Annotated in this window: 15 protein-coding genes; 6 read left to right on the top strand and 9 right to left on the bottom strand. The window is 70.8% G+C overall.

Translation table 11 applies throughout. The features are described from left to right. The first annotated feature begins 64 nt into the window (after positions 1–64). Positions 65–1,675: a purple acid phosphatase family protein gene (locus ACZ4Z4_RS37290; RefSeq protein WP_468337968.1), complete on the top strand. Its 1,611-nt coding sequence runs from the start codon at positions 65–67 to the stop codon at positions 1,673–1,675. A 10-nt stretch (positions 1,676–1,685) separates the two neighbouring features. Here the strand turns inward: ACZ4Z4_RS37290 and ACZ4Z4_RS37285 are convergent, their stop codons facing one another. Further along, positions 1,686–1,814 (bottom strand): hypothetical protein, encoded by a 129-nt coding sequence (locus tag ACZ4Z4_RS37285; RefSeq protein ID WP_468337965.1) that lies wholly within the window; start codon positions 1,812–1,814, stop codon positions 1,686–1,688. 205 nt (positions 1,815–2,019) lie between these two features. Beyond that, positions 2,020–2,952: a LysR family transcriptional regulator gene (locus tag ACZ4Z4_RS37280; RefSeq protein WP_468338042.1), complete on the bottom strand. Its 933-nt coding sequence runs from the start codon at positions 2,950–2,952 to the stop codon at positions 2,020–2,022. A 98-nt stretch (positions 2,953–3,050) separates the two neighbouring features. Between ACZ4Z4_RS37280 and ACZ4Z4_RS37275 the strand changes: the two genes are divergently transcribed. Both ACZ4Z4_RS37275 and ACZ4Z4_RS37270 read left to right on the top strand, forming a co-directional pair. Continuing rightward, a complete protein-coding gene (locus tag ACZ4Z4_RS37275) occupies positions 3,051–4,043 on the top strand; it encodes an NADP-dependent oxidoreductase (protein WP_468337961.1) in 993 nt (330 codons plus the stop codon). 56 nt (positions 4,044–4,099) lie between these two features. Beyond that, a complete protein-coding gene (locus ACZ4Z4_RS37270) occupies positions 4,100–4,807 on the top strand; it encodes a nitroreductase family protein (RefSeq protein WP_468337958.1) in 708 nt (235 codons plus the stop codon). On the opposite strand, the gene ACZ4Z4_RS37265 is transcribed toward ACZ4Z4_RS37270, so the two are convergent. Continuing rightward, a complete protein-coding gene (locus ACZ4Z4_RS37265; protein ID WP_468337955.1) occupies positions 4,786–5,904 on the bottom strand; it encodes an alkene reductase in 1,119 nt (372 codons plus the stop codon). The two genes, ACZ4Z4_RS37270 and ACZ4Z4_RS37265, sit on opposite strands and share 22 nt — an antisense overlap. A gap of 120 nt (positions 5,905–6,024) precedes the next feature. Between ACZ4Z4_RS37265 and bla the strand changes: the two genes are divergently transcribed. Continuing rightward, positions 6,025–6,915, top strand: a complete 891-nt coding sequence (bla, locus tag ACZ4Z4_RS37260) for a class A beta-lactamase (RefSeq protein WP_468337952.1) — start codon at positions 6,025–6,027, stop codon at positions 6,913–6,915. Positions 6,916–7,006: 91 nt separating this feature from the next. Here bla and pruA read toward each other — a convergent pair whose 3' ends face one another. Next, positions 7,007–8,638: an L-glutamate gamma-semialdehyde dehydrogenase gene (pruA, locus tag ACZ4Z4_RS37255; RefSeq protein WP_468337949.1), complete on the bottom strand. Its 1,632-nt coding sequence runs from the start codon at positions 8,636–8,638 to the stop codon at positions 7,007–7,009. A 56-nt stretch (positions 8,639–8,694) separates the two neighbouring features. After that, positions 8,695–9,621, bottom strand: a complete 927-nt coding sequence (locus ACZ4Z4_RS37250; protein WP_468337947.1) for a proline dehydrogenase family protein — start codon at positions 9,619–9,621, stop codon at positions 8,695–8,697. 193 nt (positions 9,622–9,814) lie between these two features. On the opposite strand from ACZ4Z4_RS37250, the gene ACZ4Z4_RS37245 reads away from it, so the two are divergent. Beyond that, positions 9,815–10,984, top strand: a complete 1,170-nt coding sequence (locus ACZ4Z4_RS37245) for a PucR family transcriptional regulator (RefSeq protein WP_468337944.1) — start codon at positions 9,815–9,817, stop codon at positions 10,982–10,984. Between the two features lie 92 nt (positions 10,985–11,076). Further along, positions 11,077–11,424 (top strand): hypothetical protein, encoded by a 348-nt coding sequence (locus tag ACZ4Z4_RS37240; RefSeq protein WP_468337941.1) that lies wholly within the window; start codon positions 11,077–11,079, stop codon positions 11,422–11,424. A gap of 85 nt (positions 11,425–11,509) precedes the next feature. Here ACZ4Z4_RS37240 and serA read toward each other — a convergent pair whose 3' ends face one another. The 4 genes from serA to ACZ4Z4_RS37220 all read right to left on the bottom strand — a co-directional run bounded on the left by serA (position 11,510) and on the right by ACZ4Z4_RS37220 (position 16,904). Further along, complete coding sequence (gene serA / locus ACZ4Z4_RS37235) at positions 11,510–13,114, bottom strand: phosphoglycerate dehydrogenase (protein ID WP_468337938.1); 1,605 nt, start codon at positions 13,112–13,114, stop codon at positions 11,510–11,512. A gap of 282 nt (positions 13,115–13,396) precedes the next feature. Next, positions 13,397–14,395 carry a ketol-acid reductoisomerase gene (gene ilvC, locus ACZ4Z4_RS37230; protein ID WP_468337935.1) on the bottom strand — a complete coding sequence of 333 codons (999 nt, stop codon included), beginning with the start codon at positions 14,393–14,395 and terminating at the stop codon, positions 13,397–13,399. Positions 14,396–14,499: 104 nt separating this feature from the next. Continuing rightward, positions 14,500–15,027, bottom strand: a complete 528-nt coding sequence (gene ilvN / locus ACZ4Z4_RS37225; RefSeq protein ID WP_030785263.1) for an acetolactate synthase small subunit — start codon at positions 15,025–15,027, stop codon at positions 14,500–14,502. A gap of 29 nt (positions 15,028–15,056) precedes the next feature. Continuing rightward, positions 15,057–16,904 (bottom strand): acetolactate synthase large subunit, encoded by a 1,848-nt coding sequence (locus ACZ4Z4_RS37220; protein ID WP_468337932.1) that lies wholly within the window; start codon positions 16,902–16,904, stop codon positions 15,057–15,059. Positions 16,905–17,064: the final 160 nt, after the last annotated feature.

Below are 17,064 nucleotides of genomic sequence, written 5' to 3'. Positions count from 1 at the left end.
ACGGACCGCTGCTGTTCACCCCCATGTAGGGCTGGAGTTGGGGCCCGCTGGGAAATTCCCTGCCATGGACACTCCCGATGTCGGCATCCCGGAGCGGCTCGCGGCCCGGATGAGCATGCCCGAACAGCACGAGTACCTGCGCGCGAAGTTCTCCCGCCGCAGGGTGCTCGCCGGTTCGTTCGCGGCGGCCGGGGCGGCGGGCGGGGCGGGCCTGCTCGCGGGCAGCTCGGGCTCGGCCGACGGATCGGGTACGGCCAACGGCTCGGGTACGTCGCCGGCGCACCCCGTGAGCGCGCGGCCCGCCCCGGTGCGGGTCGACGGCAGCCTGGTGGCGCCCTTCGGCAGGCACCTCGCCTTCGGCGCCGACCCGAAGACGCAGATGCGGATCTCCTGGCAGGTGCCGTTCGCGGTCAAGTCCCCCTATCTGCGCATGGGTCCGACCCCCTGGGAGCTGGGCCGGAAGATCGAGGCGGAGGTGCGCGACCTGCACACCCCCGCACTGTCGAAGAAGCTGCCCGCGGTCGAGCAGTACTACCTGCACGCGGCGCTCGACGGCCTCACCCCCGGCACGACGTACTACTACGGCGTCGGCCACGACGGCTTCGACCCGGCATCGCCCGAACGGATGGCGACCGTCGGCTCCTTCACCACCGCGCCCGCCGAGCCGGCGAAGTTCGTCTTCACGGCCTTCGGCGACCAGGGCGTCAGCTACCACGCCCTCGCCAACGACCAGGTGATCCTGGGCCAGAACCCCTCGTTCCACCTGCACGCGGGCGACATCTGCTACGCGGACACCACCGGGCACGGCAAGGAGTCCGACACCTACGACGCACGCGTGTGGGACACCTTCCTCGCCCAGACCGAGTCCGTCGCGAAGTCCGTGCCGTGGATGGTGACCACCGGCAACCACGACATGGAGGCGTGGTACTCGCCGAACGGCTACGGCGGCCAGTGGGCCCGCTGGTCGCTCCCCGAGAACGGCTTCGACCCGAGGAACGCGCCGGGCGTCTACTCCTTCACGTACGGAAACGTCGGCGTCGTCGCACTGGACGCCAACGACGTCTCGTACGAGATCCCCGCCAACAAGGGCTACAGCGACGGCCGGCAGACCGCCTGGCTCGACAGGCGCCTGCGCGAACTGCGCGCGGACGAGGCCGTCGACTTCGTGGTCGTCTTCTTCCACCACTGCATGTACTCGACGTCGACGCACGCCTCCGACGGCGGGGTGCGCGACGCGTGGCTGGAGCTGTTCACCAGGCACCAGGTGGACCTGGTCGTCAACGGCCACAACCACGTCTACGAACGCACGGACGCCATCAAGGGTGGCGAGGTCGGCAGGCCCGTGCCGGTCGGCGCGTCGACCGATCCGACGCGCGACGGCATCGTGTACGTCACCGCGGGCGGCGCGGGCAAGGACCTCTACGGCTTCGGCCCCGGGGTCGAGGACAGTTACGAGGGCAACGTCCACGACCACGAGCGCATCGAGAGCTTCCACTGGACGAAGTCGCGCGAGGCCGACCGGGACACCGTGGAGTGGTCCCGGGTGCGCTACACCGGCTTCTCGTTCCTCGCGGTGGAGGTGACGGCAGGGGCGCGCCCGAAGCTGGCGGTCTCCGCGCTCGCCGAGAGCGGCGAGCGCGTCGACCACTTCGAGGTGGTGCGGGGGACGCGGTGATCCGCCGGGCTCAGTGACCCGTCTCGCCGCCGTTGTCCCTGCGGTCGAGGGCCCGCTGGAGGGCCGCTGCGGCGTTCTTGCGCTCGGAGTCGTTCGAGCGGGAGGTGTGACGGACTCGGCGGGCGGTCGTCTCGGCCATGGGAGATCCACTCCTTGAGGGAAGGGTGCATGCATTACGAGACGCCGGGGCGGGGAGCGCTGGAGCGGCAGGGTTCGCCTGCGTGCGGCTCCGGCTCGCTACCGCATTCGCTTGATCGAGCGAGACGTTCGGCTCCTACAAAGCTAAGCGAGGACGGAGCGTCTGTCTCCACAACTACTCGGACTTCCTACTATTTGAGACGGGTTCACCCGCGCACCGCCCTCAGCTCGCGGATCAGCGCCCGCACGGTGAGGGAAGAGGCCAGCTCAGGGGTGGTGACGTAGCCGACCGAGCGCGTCGGGCGCTCCGTTCCGAGATCGGTGATCCGCACCGTGTCCGGTGCTCCGGTCAGGGAGAGGGCCGGCATGATCGCCATGCCGTGACCATTGCTCACCATTGAGAGCACCGCTCCGTCGTCCTCGGTCAGGACGGTCGCCGCGGGAATCCAGTCCTGCCGCCCCCACCACTCCCTCGTGTACGAGCCGCAGTTCTCGTGCCAGTCCACCAGCGGCAGCGAGCGCGGGTCGGGGTGCCCCGCCGGATGCACGAACGCGTAGGGCTCTTCGAGAAGTACGTCGCCGACGAGCCCGGCGGGTATCGGCGACGTACCCCCCAGCGTCGCGATCCCCACGTCCGCACGCCCCTCGGCGACCTCGCCCGCCGTGCCCGCGCCCAGCTCCCGCACCACCCGGACCTCCGGCCTGATCCCGGGGTGCGCGGCGGCGAGCCGCTCCAGGGCCGCCGAAAGGAGATGCAGGGCCGCGCTACGGAACGCGGCGATCCGCAGCGTCCCCTCCACCGCTCCGTCCGCTCCCCGCGCGGCACCCCGCGCCTCCGCGACGAGCGTGTCCAACAGCCGCAGCACCCGCCGGGCGTGCGCGGCCGCGGCGGCTCCCGCGGGCGTCGGCGTGGCCCCCTTCCTGCCTCGCTCGAAGAGCACGACCCCGACCTTCCGTTCCGTCCCACGTATGGAGTGCGACACCGCGGACTGGGTGAGCCCCAGCTCCTGCGCCGCCGCCGAGAACCCGCGCGTCCTGTCGACGGCGACGAGAATGCGGAGCTCGTGCGGGGCGAGGTCGGCGGGCAGGGCGGCGGAGGCGCGGGCATTCGCGGGGGGCCGGATGGCGGGCGCTGTCAGGGGGCTCACCTGCTTCTATGAGGGCCCCTCATGGTCCGGGCCGTTCCATGAGCGCAACCCACTGCCCCGGCCCCGCATTCCTTCCTACGGTCATCCACATGACCGACACCGCGCTCACCGTGCACCAGACCGCCCGCCCCCACGGCTTCCCCACCGCCGCCCACTTCGCCTTCGTGGAGTCCGCGCTCCCCCGGCCCGCCCCCGGCACCGCCCTGGTCGAGAACCTCTACTGGTCCGTCGACCCGTACCACCGCGAGATGATGGACGGCGACTTCGCGCTCCACGCCCCGCTGGAGGGCCGCACCATCGGCCGCGTCGTCGAGTCCCGCGACCCCGCCCTCGCCGAGGGCGAGATCGTCCTGCACCGGCAGGGCTGGCGCACGCACGCCGTGGTGACCCCGGACGAAATACGCCGACTGCCCGCCTTCGAGGGCGTGCCGCTCTCCGCGCACCTCGGCATCCTCGGCGGCACGGGCCTGACCGCGTACGTCGGGCTGACCCGCATCGCCGAACTCCGCGAAGGGCAGGACCTGTTCGTCTCCGCGGCGGCGGGCGGCGTGGGCACGGCGGCCGGGCGCCTCGCCCGGCTCATGGGCGCCGGACGGATCGTCGGCAGCGCGGGCACCGCGGCGAAGGCGGCGTACCTGACCGAACACGTCGGCTACGACGAGGTCTTCGACCACCACGCGGGGCCGATCGCCGACCTCCTCGCGAAGGCGGCGCCCGACGGCGTCGACCTGTACCTCGACAACGTGGGCGGCGAACACCTGGAGGCGGCGATCTCCTCGCTGCGCCCGTACGGCCGGATCGTACGGATCGGCACGATCGCGCAGTACAACGCGACGGGCGCGCCGTACACGCTGCGCAACCTCCCCGACATCGTCGAGAAGAGCCTGCGCATGGAGGGCTTCCTCGTCCGCGACTACCCGCATCTCCAGGAGGAGTTGTACGACCGCGTGGTGCCGCACCTTCAGAGCGGGCGGGTGGGGCTCGACGAGACGGTGGTGGAGGGGTTCGACCGGATCGTGGACGCGTTCCTCGGGATGCTGCGGGGCGAGAACCGGGGAAAGATGATCGTCCGCGCGAGCTGATCGCGATTGGTCTGCACCATGGCGCGGAGGGTGCCCCGCGACGCAGAATCGGAACCATGCCTGAGACCGAGCAGAAGCAAGCGTGGACCCCGATCCACGGCGAGCCCTACCGCTCCGTGCCCTATCGGCCCGAGCGCATGCCCGCGTCGCGATCCCTGGCGCAGGCCGCCGAGTTGAGGGAGCGGATGCGGGAGCGGCGGACCGTGCGGCAGTTCGCTCCGGACCCCGTGCCGACGCAGGTCGTGCGGGACGCCATCGCGTGCGCGGCGACGGCGCCGTCCGGCGCGCACCAGCAGCCGTGGACGTTCGTCCTCGTCCAGGACCCGGAGGTCCGCCGCCGCATCCGCGAGGCCGCCGAGCACGAGGAGCAGGTCTCCTACGACGGCCGACTCGGCGAGGAGTGGCTCGCGGCCCTGCGCCCCCTCGGCACCGACGAGGTGAAGCCGCACCTGACGGACGCGCCCGCCCTGATCGTCGTCTTCCAGCAGCGGTACTGGCTGGGCGAGGACGGCACCAAGCACAAGCACTACTACGTCGACGAATCGGTCGGCATCGCGGTCGGGATGCTGCTGTCCGCGCTCCACCTGTCGGGCCTCGCCGCGCTGGTCCACACGCCGAGCCCGATGCGGTTCCTGCGGGAGGTGCTCGGCCGCCCGGAGAACGAGAAGGCGTTCGCGGTGATCCCCGTGGGCTATCCGGCGCCGGACTGCCGGGTCCCCGATCTCGTGCGCAAGTCGCTGGATCAGGTGCTCGTGGAGGTCTGAGCGGACAGCGGCCGGTCCGCCAGGGCGGGGTAGTCGGTGTAGCCCTCGGCGCCCGGCCCGTAGAGGGTGGCCTTGTCGATCTCCTGGAGGGGCGCGCCGGTCGCGAACCGCTCCGGCAGGTCGGGGTTGGAGATGAACCCGCGGCCGTACGACACGAGGTCGGCGAGGCCCGAGGCGAGGAGGGCCTCGCCCGCCTCGCGCGTGGTCGGGTCGCCGTTCTCGCCGACGTTGGCGATCAGCGTGCCGTGCCAGCGGGGGCGCAGGTCCGCGAGGGCCGGGTAGCGGTCGTTGTCGGTGAGGTGGAGGTAGGCGAGGCCCAGGCCGTCGAGCTCGTCGAGCAGCGCGCGGTAGACGGGCCCGGGGTCGGCCTCCGCCATGCCGAACTGCGGGTTGCCCGGCGAGAGCCGCAGGCCGAGGCGTTCGGCGCCGATGGCGTCGGCGACGGCGCGCACCACCTCGACGGCGAAGCGGATGCGGTCCGCGATCGAGCCCCTGCCGTACGCGTCGTCACGGAGGTTGGTGTTGTCCGCGAGGAACTGGTGGATCAGGTAGCTGTTGGCGCCGTGCAGTTCGACGCCGTCGAAGCCCGCCTCGATGGCGTTGCGGGCGGCGTCCGCGAAGTCGCGGACGGCGGTGCGGATGTCGTCCAGGGTCATCTCTCGCGGGGTGACGGGGTCGGCCTTGCCGCCGGGCACGTGCACGCGGTCCGGGTCCACCAGCACGGCGGACGGCGCGGCGGGCGCGTCCCCGTCGACGCGGGACAGGGGGTGGCCGTGGCGGCCGCCGTGCATCAACTGGGCGTAGATGCGGCCGCCTTCGGCGTGCACGGCGTCGGTGACGCGCCGCCACGCCGCGATGTGCGCGGCCGTCTCCAGACCCGGGTAGCGCCAACCGCTCTGGCCCCGGCTGCTGGGCCAGATGCCCTCGGTGACGATCAGGCCGGCGCTCGCGCGCTGGGCGTAGTAGTCGGCGACGACGGGCAGCGGGGTGCCGTCGGCCGTGGCGCGAAGGCGTGTCATGGGGGCCATGACCATGCGGTTGGGGAGGAGGCCGAGGGTGCCGGCGGAGTGGGGCGCGAGGAGTTCGGTGTTCGTCATGCCGGAACGGTAGGAGTTGACACCGGTGTGAGGTTCAAGTGCGGAGGCCCGCCGGACGGGGCGGCGGGCCGGTCCGCGGTTGCTGGCCCGGTGCCGCACCGGCCCGGTACCTTCTGGATCATGAACGTGACTCCGTCCCGCAGAACCGTCCTCGGCGCCGCCGCCGCGGCCCCCGTCTTCCTCTCCGTCCCCGGCACCGCGCACGCGGCGCCCTCCGCCGGCGCCCGACGGCAGCTGCGCGAGCTCGAGAAGGGCTACCCGGGCCGCATAGGCCTGCACGCCCTGAACACCGGAACCGGCGCCACCCTCGGCTACCGCGCCGACGAGCGCTTCGCGATCGCCTCGACGTTCAAGGTGCTGGCCGCCGCGGCGATCCTGCGCAAGGCGCGCGAGGTGCAGCCCGGCCTGCTCGACGAAGTGGTCCGGTACGACCGTGAGGACCTGGTCACCTACTCGCCGCGGTGCGAGATGCACCTCGCGACGGGCATGACGGTCCGGGAGCTGTGCGACGCGACCGTCACGTACAGCGACAACGGAGCGGGCAACTTCCTGCTTCAGCGGCTGGGCGGCCCGTCCGGCCTCACCCGCTTCTGCCGCTCCCTCGGCGACTCCCGCACCCGCCTCGACCGCTGGGAGCCCGACCTCAACACCAACATCCCGGGCGACCCGCGCGACACGACGACCCCGGCGGCCATGACCGCGAACCTGCGCAAGCTCGTCCTCGGCGACGTCCTCGACCCGCTCGACCGCGACCAGCTCGTCCGGTGGCTCGTGGAGAACACCACCGGCGACAAGCGGATCCGCGCCGGGCTCCCCGAGGGCTGGCGGGTCGGCGACAAGACCGGCTCCCCCGCGTACGGCGGAGTCAACGACGTCGCCGTGGCCTGGCCCCCGAAGGGCGGCGCCCCGCTGATCATCTCCGTCTACACGACGCGCCTGGACCCGGACACCCCCGGCGAGGACCGCATCGCCGCCGACATGACCCGGATCGCCGTCGACGCCCTCACCTGACGGAGCCGGGAAAACACACCGCCTCCGACCGGGGTGGGGCCCAGGTCGGAGGCGGGGTTCAGGGGCGGGCCGCAGGGGCCCGCGGCGGGCGTCAGCCCATGTGCGGGTAGCCGTACTCGGTCGGCGGGACCAGCGTCTCCTTGATGGCGCGGGTCAGCGTCCACCGCTGGAGGTTCTGCGGGGCGCCGGCCTTGTCGTTGGTGCCGGAGGCGCGGCCGCCGCCGAAGGGCTGCTGGCCGACGACGGCGCCGGTCGACTTGTCGTTGATGTAGAAGTTGCCCGCGGCGTAGCGGAGCTTCTCCATCGTGTGCGCGGCCGCCGCGCGGTCGCCCGCGATGACCGAGCCGGTGAGCGCGTAGTCCGAGACCGACTCCATCTGGGCCAGCATCTCGTCGTACTTCTCGTCCTCGTAGACGTGGACGGCGAGGAACGGGCCGAAGTACTCGGTCGTGAAGACCTCGTTGGCCGGGTCCGTGCACTCGACGACGGTCGGGCGCACGAAGTAGCCGACGGAGTCGTCGTAGGTGCCGCCCGCGACGATCGTGCAGGTGGCGTCCGCCTTGGCGCGGTCGATGGCCGCCTTGTTCTTGGCGAACGCGCGCTCGTCGATGACGGCGCCGATGAAGTTCGACAGGTCGGTGACGTCACCCATCTTGATGCCGTCGACCTCGGCCGCGAACTCCTCCTTGAACCCGTCGTTCCAGATGGAGGCCGGGATGTAGGCGCGCGAGGTGGCGGAGCACTTCTGGCCCTGGTACTCGAAGGCACCGCGGGTCAGCGCCGTCTTGAGGATCGCGCGGTCGGCGCTCGGGTGCGCGACGACGAAGTCCTTGCCGCCGGTCTCGCCGACCAGACGCGGGTACGTGCGGTACTTCGCGATGTTCTCGCCGACCGTCTTCCACAGGTACTGGAAGGTCGGGGTCGAGCCGGTGAAGTGGATGCCGGCCAGGTCGCGGTGGTTCAGGGCGACCTCGGAGACCGCGATGCCGTCACCGGTGACGAGGTTGATGACGCCCTTGGGCAGGCCCGCCTCCTCCAGGAGCTGCATGAGCAGCACGGCGGCGTGCGTCTGCGTCGGGGACGGCTTCCACACGACCACGTTGCCCATCAGGGCCGGGGCGGTCGGCAGGTTGCCCGCGATGGCCGTGAAGTTGAACGGCGTGATCGCGTAGACGAAGCCCTCCAGCGGGCGGTGGTCCAGGCGGTTCCAGACGCCGGGGGCGTTGGCCGGGGGCTGCTCGGCGAGCAGGTCACGGGCGTACTTCACGTTGAAGCGCCAGAAGTCGACGAGCTCGCACGGGGTGTCGATCTCGGCCTGCTGGGCGGTCTTCGACTGGCCGAGCATCGTGGAGGCGGCCAGGGTCTCGCGCCACGGACCGGACAGCAGCTCGGCGGCGCGCAGGATGATCGCGGCACGGTCGTCGAAGGACATCGCGCGCCACGCCGGGGCGGCGGCCAGGGCGGCGTCGATCGCGTCCTGGGCGTCCTGCTGGGTGGCGCCGCGGCCGGTGCCGATGACGGACTTGTGGTTGTGCGGCTGCACGACCTGGAAGGGCTCGCCGCCGCCGAGGCGCTTCACGCCGCCGATGGTCATCGGCAGCTCGATCGGGTTGTCGGCCAGCTCCTTGAGCTTGGCCTCCAGACGGGCGCGCTCCGGGGAGCCGGGCGCGTAGCCGTGTACCGGCTCGTTGACCGGGGCGGGGACCTGGGTCACAGCGTCCATGAGTTCCTTAGCTCCTTTGTGCGAGGGCTCTGCGAGGGCTCTGTACTGGGGGCGGCTCAGCCCTTGGTGAGGATGGAGCGGCCGAAGAAGAGGAGGTTCGCCGGCTTCTCCGCGAGACGGCGCATGAAGTAGCCGTACCAGTCGGTGCCGTATGCGGTGTACACACGCATCCGGTGGCCTTCGGCGGCGAGCCGCAGGTGCTCGTCGCTGCGGATTCCGTACAGCATCTGGAATTCGTACTCATCCAGTTTGCGCCCGGCGCGCCGCGCGAGCTCCTGCGCGATCGAGATCAGGCGCGGGTCGTGGGACCCGATCATCGGGTACCCCTCGCCCTCCATCAGGGTACGCAGGATGCGGACGTAGGCCTTGTCGGTCTCCGCCTTGTCCTGGTACGCGACCTCGGCGGGCTCCTTGTAGGCGCCCTTCACGATGCGGACGCGGCTGCCGTTCTCGGCGAGGCGGCGGGCGTCGGCCTCGGTGCGGAACAGGTAGGCCTGGATGACGCAGCCGGTCTGCGGGAAGTCCTTGCGCAGCTCGTCGTGGATGGCGAACATCGAGTCGAGGGTGGTGTGGTCCTCGGCGTCCAGGGTGACCGTGGTGCCGATCGCGGCGGCGGCCTCGACGACGGGGCGCACATTGGCGAGGGCCAGCTCGTGGCCGCCCTCAAGCGCCTGGCCGAACATCGACAGCTTCACGGACATCTCGGCCTTGGTGCCGAGGCCCAGGTCCTTCAGGCGGCCGATCAGCTCCAGGTAGGCGTCGCGCGCGGCGTGGGACTGCTCGACGGTGGTGATGTCCTCGCCCACCACGTCGAGGGTGACCTCGAGGCCCTTGTCGGCGGCGTCGGCGACGATCGGCACGACCTGGTCGACGGTCTCACCGGCGATGAACCGGGAGACGACCTGCTTGGTGCCGGGGGCCGCCGATACGAAACGGCGCATCTTGTCGCTGCGCGACGCGGCGAGGATCACGGGACCCAGCACGGGGCACCTCCACGGGTGTACGAAATCGAGGGCCATACCGACAAACCCCTCCATGGAGGGAATGCGGCGGTACGGCACGGAGAACCACCGTGAAATTTAGGGATACACCGGATCGTGAACCATCGACAGCTGTCACGCATCCGTGCCCTGGATCTCAGACAGATGTCTGAAGAACGCGGCGGTCTGCGCGAGAATGGACCGTGTGAAGGGCGACTACCAAGAACTGGTCGACGAGATCTCGACGCTGCTCGGCGCTCCCGCGACCCTGGAGAACCGCGATTTCGAGCTGATCGCCTTCGGCGCGCACGACGGCGGCGGCGACAGCGGCTTCGACGCGTCCGTCCTCGACCCGGTCAGGACCCGGTCGATCCTGACCCGCCGCTCCACGGCCGAGGTCCGCTCCTGGTTCGAGGGGTTCGGCATCACCCGCGCCACGGCCCCGGTCCGCATCCCGCCCACCCCGGCGGCCGGCGTCCACCGGGGCCGCATCTGCCTGCCCGTACGACACCGGGGCTTCGCTCTGGGATACGTGTGGCTGCTCGACGACGAGCCGGGCCCGAGCGAGCAGCAGCTGGCCGCCGCGATGGAGGTGGCCGCCAGGATCGGTGCGCTGCTCGCCGACGAGGCGCAGGCGGGCGCCGACCTCACCCGGGAGTTCCGGGCGGTCCTGACGGCCGAGCGGGGCTGGCAGCGCGACATGGCGGTGGCGTCGCTGCGGACGGCGCTCGGCTCGCGCGGCGACGGCCTGCACGCGGTGGTGTGCGTCGCCCCGTGGCGCTCCGCGGACCCGGACGACGCCCCCGCCGCCCGTACGGTGCCGGGCGCGGCGGCGGTGTGCACGGTGCCGTGGGGCACGACCGCGCAGTCCCTGGCGGCGCTGGTGCGGCTGCGCTCGGCCGACGCGCTGTCGCCCGCGCACACGGCGGCGTCGCGTCTCCTTGACGCGGCGCCGGGTGCGGCGGCCGGCATCGCGGGGGCCCGGCACGGTCTGGAAGATCTGGGTGCCGCCTGGTGGGAGGCGTCGGGGGCGGCGCGCGCGGCGCTGGCCGAGCGGCGCTTCGGCCCGGTCTCGCAGTGGTCGGACGTGGGCCCCTACCGCCTGCTGACCGCCCTGCCCCCGGAGGCGGCGCACGACCCGGTGGGCCGCCGGCTCCTCTCCCCCACCCACCGCGAACTGGCCCGTACCGCCGAGGTGTTCCTCGACTGCGCGGGCCAAGCGGGGCGCGCGGCGGCCGAGTTGGGCATCCACCGCCAGACGCTCTACTACCGTCTGTCGCGCGTGGAGCAGCTCACCGGCCTCGACCTGGACGACGGCGAGGACCGCCTGCTGCTGCACATGGTCCTGAAGTCGTCACGGCTGTAAGCGGCAGGTAACGAACGCCCGATTCCGTGATCTTGGAGGGGTACGGTTTCCCCGTCCGAAAATCACCCTCCACACGGGAGAACGAACACCTCATGAAGCTCAGGCTGTTGGCCTCCGCCGTCGCCGTCTCCGCCATCGCGCTCTCCGGCACCGTCCTCACCACGGGTACCGCCGCGGCCGCCACGAAGCCGGACTGCTCCCGCGGCCTCACCAACGTCCCCGCCAAGGAGACGGTGAAGGTCCGCACCACGCCGAAGGTGAACGGCCACGCGGTGGGTCAGCTGAACAAGGGCCGCAAGGCGTTCCTCTGCAACGACGGCCAGTCCTTCACCGGCCAGTCGTACCGCCTCTGCGGCAAGAGCAGCAACAAGTGGCTGTACGTCATGCCGAACGACTACAACATCAAGGGTTACGTTCCGGCCACCTGCATCGACTGGTAACCCCGGCACCGAGTGAACGCCGGACGGGCTGGAGCCCTGTCTCTCCAGCCCGTCCGGCGTTTCGCGTTCCAGTCCGCCGCGATGCCTAGTCCGTGAGGTTCACCGCGCGGGCGGACTCTGCGCCGATTTCCTCCGCCAGCTCGTTCAGCACCGGCTGCGGCACCGTGTCGTCGACGGTGAGGACGGCGAGGGCCTCGCCACCGACGGCGGCGCGGGCGACCTGCATGCCCGCGATGTTGATGCCCGCCTCACCGAGGACGCGGCCGACGGTGCCGACGACACCGGGGCGGTCGGCGTACCGCAGGACGACCATGTGGTCGGCGAGCGCCAGGTCCACGTCGTACTCACCGATGGCGACGATCTTCTGGAGGTGCTTGGGACCGGCGAGCGTGCCGGAGACCGCGATCTCCTCGCCGCCGGAGAGCGTGCCGCGCACCGTGACCACGTTGCGGTGGTCGGGAGACTCGGAGCTGGTGGTGAGGCGGACCTCGACGCCGCGCTCCTGGGCGAACAGCGGCGCGTTCACATAGCTCACCGTCTCGTCGACGACGTCCTCGAACACGCCCTTGAGCGCGGAGAGTTCGAGCACCTTGACGTCGTGCTGGGTGATCTCGCCGTACACCTCGACGTCGAGGCGGGCCGCGACCTCGCCCGCGAGGGCGGTGAAGATCCGGCCGAGCTTCTCGGCGAGCGGCAGGCCGGGGCGCACGTCCTCGGCGATGACGCCGCCCTGCACGTTCACCGCGTCGGGCACGAGCTCACCGGCGAGGGCGAGGCGCACCGACTTGGCGACGGCGATGCCGGCCTTCTCCTGCGCCTCGTCCGTGGAGGCACCGAGGTGCGGGGTGCAGACGACCTGGTCGAACTGGAAGAGCGGGGAGTCCGTGCAGGGCTCCTTCGCGTACACATCGAGGCCGGCGCCGGCGACGCGGCCCTCCTTGAGGGCGGAGTGCAGCGCCTCCTCGTCGACGATGCCGCCGCGCGCGGCGTTGACGATGCGGACGGTCGGCTTGACCTTGTGCAGCGCCTCGTCACCGATGAGACCGAGGGTCTCGGGCGTCTTGGGCAGGTGCACGGTGATGAAGTCGGAGACTTCGAGAAGCTCGTCCAGGGAGAGCACCTTGACGCCCATCTGGGCGGCGCGCGCGGGCTGCACATACGGGTCGTAGGCCACGACCTTCATGCCGAAGGCGCTCATGCGCTGGGCGACGAGGGCGCCGATGCGGCCGAGGCCGACGACGCCGAGGGTCTTCTCGGCGAGCTCGACGCCCGTGTACTTGGAGCGCTTCCACTCGCCGTTCTTGAGGGCGGCGTTGGCCTGGGGGATGTTGCGCGCGGTGGCGAGGAGCAGGCCGCAGGCGAGCTCGGCGGCGGTGACGATGTTGGACGTCGGGGCGTTGACGACCATCACGCCGGCCTTGGTGGCGGCGGACACGTCCACGTTGTCCAGGCCGACGCCGGCGCGGGCGACGACCTTCAGCTTCTTGGCCGCGGCGATGGCCTCGGCGTCGACCTTGGTCGCGGAGCGGACCAGGATCGCGTCGACGTCGGCGATGGCGGGCAGCAGCTCGGCGCGGTCCGCGCCGTTGCACTGGCGGATCTCGAAGTCCGGGCCCAGCGCGTCGACGGTGGCGGGCGACAGCTCTTCAGCGATGAGTACGACGGGTTTGCCGGTGGCAGCAGTGCTCACGTGAGTCCTCACAGGTCCATTGCGGACGGCCGTCCCGACGGCCGCAGGCGGTGGAGGGTGCTTGCCGCGTGGAAGACGCACGACGCTGTGGGCCCGACGCGAATGTTGAACAGAAGCATAGTGGCGCCGGACGGATCAGCATGCGCCTCTACGGAAGGATCACCCGTCCGTGGCTGGACGAGGTGGACAACGACGGAGGCCGGAGGGAAAAAGCCCCTCCGGCGATTGAGGAGCGGGGTCCGGGGCAGAGCCCCGAGGCGGAGCCCCGGACCCGAGCACCCCCTACTCCTCGTCGTTGACCCAAGACATCAGCTTGCGCAGCTCCTTGCCCGTGGTCTCCAGGAGGTGGTTCTCGTCCTGGGTCTTGTACTCGTTGTACTTCTTCAGACCGCCGTGGTATTCGTCCATCCAGTTCTTGGCGAACGTGCCGTCCTGGATCTCGGCGAGGACCTTCTTCATCTCGGCCTTGGTGGCGTCCGTGATGATCCGCGGGCCGGTGATGTAGTCGCCCCACTCGGCGGTCTCGGAGACGGACCAGCGCATCTTCTCCAGGCCGCCCTCGTACATGAGGTCCACGATCAGCTTCAGCTCGTGGAGGCACTCGAAGTACGCGATCTCCGGCTGGTAGCCCGCCTCGGTCAGGGTCTCGAAGCCCGCCTTGACCAGCGCGGCGGTGCCGCCGCAGAGCACGGCCTGCTCGCCGAACAGGTCGGTCTCGGTCTCCTCGGTGAAGGTCGTCTTGATGACGCCCGCACGCGTGCCGCCGATGCCCTTGGCGTACGACAGCGCCAGCTCGAAGCCCTTGCCGGTGGCGTCCTGCTCGACGGCCGCGATGCACGGGACGCCGCGGCCCTCCTCGTACTGGCGACGGACCAGGTGGCCCGGGCCCTTGGGGGCGACCATGCAGACGTCGACGCCCTCGGGGGCCTTGATGAAGCCGTAGCGGATGTTCAGGCCGTGGCCGAAGAACAGGGCGTCGCCGTCCTTGAGGTTGTCCTTGATGGACTCCTCGTAGACCTTGGCCTGGATCGGGTCCGGCACCAGGATCATGATGACGTCGGCCTCGGCCGCCGCCTCGGCGGGGGTGACGACGCGCAGGCCCTGCTCCTCGGCCTTCGTCTTCGACTTGGAGCCCTCGTGCAGACCGACGCGGACGTCGACACCCGAGTCACGGAGCGACAGCGCGTGGGCGTGGCCCTGGCTGCCGTAACCGATGACCGCGACCTTGCGGCCCTGGATGATGGACAGGTCGGCGTCGGCGTCGTAGAACAGCTCGGCCACTGGGAATCTCCTATGTGTGCTGGTGTTGCGTCCCACCGTACGGCGGGTTCGGGAAGGGAAGTTCACGGGTCTCGGTATCCGAGAGGGGCACCGAGGGGCCCGGGTCAGGCGCTGCGGTCGAGCGCCCGCAGGCTGCGGTCGGTGATGGAGCGGGAGCCGCGGCCGATCGCGATGGTGCCGGACTGGACGAGCTCCTTGATGCCGAAGGGCTCCAGCATCTTGAGCATGGCCTCCAGCTTGTCGCTGCTGCCGGTGGCCTCGATGGTGACGGCCTCCGGGGAGACGTCCACGGTCTTGGCGCGGAAGAGCTGGACGATCTCGACGATCTGGGAGCGGGTCTCGTTGTCGGCGCGGACCTTCGCCAGGACGAGCTCGCGGGCCACCGCGGCGCCCGGCTCCAGCTCGACGATCTTCAGGACGTTGACCAGCTTGTTGAGCTGCTTGGTCACCTGTTCGAGCGGCAGGTCCTCGACGTTCACCACGATGGTGATGCGGGAGATGTCGGGGTGCTCGGTGACGCCCACGGCGAGCGAGTCGATGTTGAAGCCGCGGCGCGAGAACAGGGCGGTGATCCGGGCGAGGACGCCGGGCTTGTTCTCGACCAGGACGGAGAGCGTGTGCTTGGTGGACATGGCGCGTGGTCTCTCTTTCGCTCTCGGTCTCAGTCGTCTTCGTTGTCGCCGAAGTCGGGGCGGACCCCGCGGGCGGCCATGACCTCATCGTTCGAGGTGCCGGCGGCGACCATCGGCCAGACCTGGGCGTCCTCGTGGACGATGAAGTCGACGACGACGGGCCGGTCGTTGATGGCGTTGGCCTCGGCGATGACCTTGTCCAGGTCCTCGGGACGCTCGCAGCGCAGCGCCACGCAGCCCATGGCCTCCGACAGCTTCACGAAGTCGGGGACGCGGGTGCCCTTGTTGGGGCCGATGTCCTCGGGGCCGCTGTGCAGGACGGTGTTGGAGTAGCGCTGGTTGTAGAACAGGGTCTGCCACTGGCGGACCATCCCGAGGGCGCCGTTGTTGATGATGGCGACCTTGATCGGGATGTTGTTCAGGGCGCAGGTGGTGAGCTCCTGATTGGTCATCTGGAAGCAGCCGTCGCCGTCGATCGCCCAGACCGTGCGGTCGGGCCGGCCGGCCTTCGCGCCCATCGCGGCCGGGACCGCGTACCCCATCGTCCCCGCGCCGCCGGAGTTCAGCCAGGTGGCGGGCTTCTCGTACTGGATGAAGTGGGCGGCCCACATCTGGTGCTGGCCGACGCCCGCCGCGAAGATCGTGCCCTCGGGGGCCAGTTGCCCGACGCGCTCGATGACGTGCTGCGGGGAGAGCGAGCCGTCCTCGGGCTGGGTGTAGCCGAGGGGGTAGGTGTCCCGCCAGCGGTTCAGGTCGCTCCACCAGGCGGTGTAGTCACCCGGGTGGCCCTCGGTGTGCTCGGTCTGGACGGCCTGGACGAGGTCGGCGATGACCTCGCGGGCGTCGCCGACGATCGGCACGTCGGCGGCGCGGTTCTTGCCGATCTCGGCCGGGTCGATGTCGGCGTGGACGATCTTCGCGAACGGGGCGAAGCTGTCCAGCTTGCCGGTGACGCGGTCGTCGAAGCGGGCTCCGAGGGCGACGATCAGGTCGGCCTTCTGGAGCGCGGTGACGGCGGTGACCGCACCGTGCATGCCCGGCATCCCCACGTGCAGCGGGTGGCTGTCGGGGAACGCGCCGAGCGCCATCAGTGTGGTGGTGACGGGCGCTCCGGTGAGCTCTGCCAGGACCTTCAGCTCCGCGGTGGCCCGCGCCTTGATGACGCCGCCGCCGACGTAGAGGACGGGTCGCTTGGCGCTGGTGATCAGCTTGGCGGCCTCGCGGATCTGCTTGGCGTGCGGCTTGGTCACCGGGCGGTAGCCGGGCAGGTCCTGCTGCGGCGGCCAGGAGAACGTCGTCTGCGCCTGGAGCGCGTCCTTCGCGATGTCCACGAGGACGGGGCCCGGCCGCCCGGTGGAGGCGATGTGGAAGGCCTCGGCGATGGTGCGCGGGATGTCCTCGGCCTTGGTGACCAGGAAGTTGTGCTTGGTGATCGGCATCGTGATGCCGACGATGTCCGCCTCCTGGAAGGCGTCCGTGCCAATCGCCTTGGAGGCCACCTGGCCGGTGATCGCGACCATCGGGACGGAGTCCATGTGGGCGTCGGCGATCGGGGTGACCAGGTTGGTGGCGCCGGGGCCGCTCGTCGCCATGCAGACGCCGACCTTGCCGGTGGCCTGCGCGTATCCGGTGGCCGCGTGGCCCGCGCCCTGCTCGTGCCGCACCAGGACGTGGCGCACCCGGGTGGAGTCCATCATCGGGTCGTAGGCCGGGAGGATGGCTCCGCCGGGGATGCCGAACACCGTGTCGGCCCCGACTTCCTCAAGAGAACGAATCAGGGACTGCGCACCCGTGACGTGTTCGACGGGGGCGGACTGCTGTCCTGAGGATCGGGGCCGCGGCTGCGGATGGTGGGCCCCGGTGGCCTGCTCGGTCATCGGCATTCTCTTCTCGAAGCTGAGGGTTTTTGCGGGGTGTTTGCGGGGGTTTGGCAGGTGCCAGTGCAACAAAAAACCCCTCGTGCCGTGAGGCAAGCGAGGGGAGCGCGCCGGGTGCGGTCGCTGGATTCCGGTGTTCGGACCGGTCAGTCCCAGCTTC

This window comes from Streptomyces sp. NPDC030245 (genome assembly GCF_055572995.1).
Note: the sequence above shows the minus strand (reverse complement) of the source record. Positions and strands in the feature narration are given on the sequence as shown.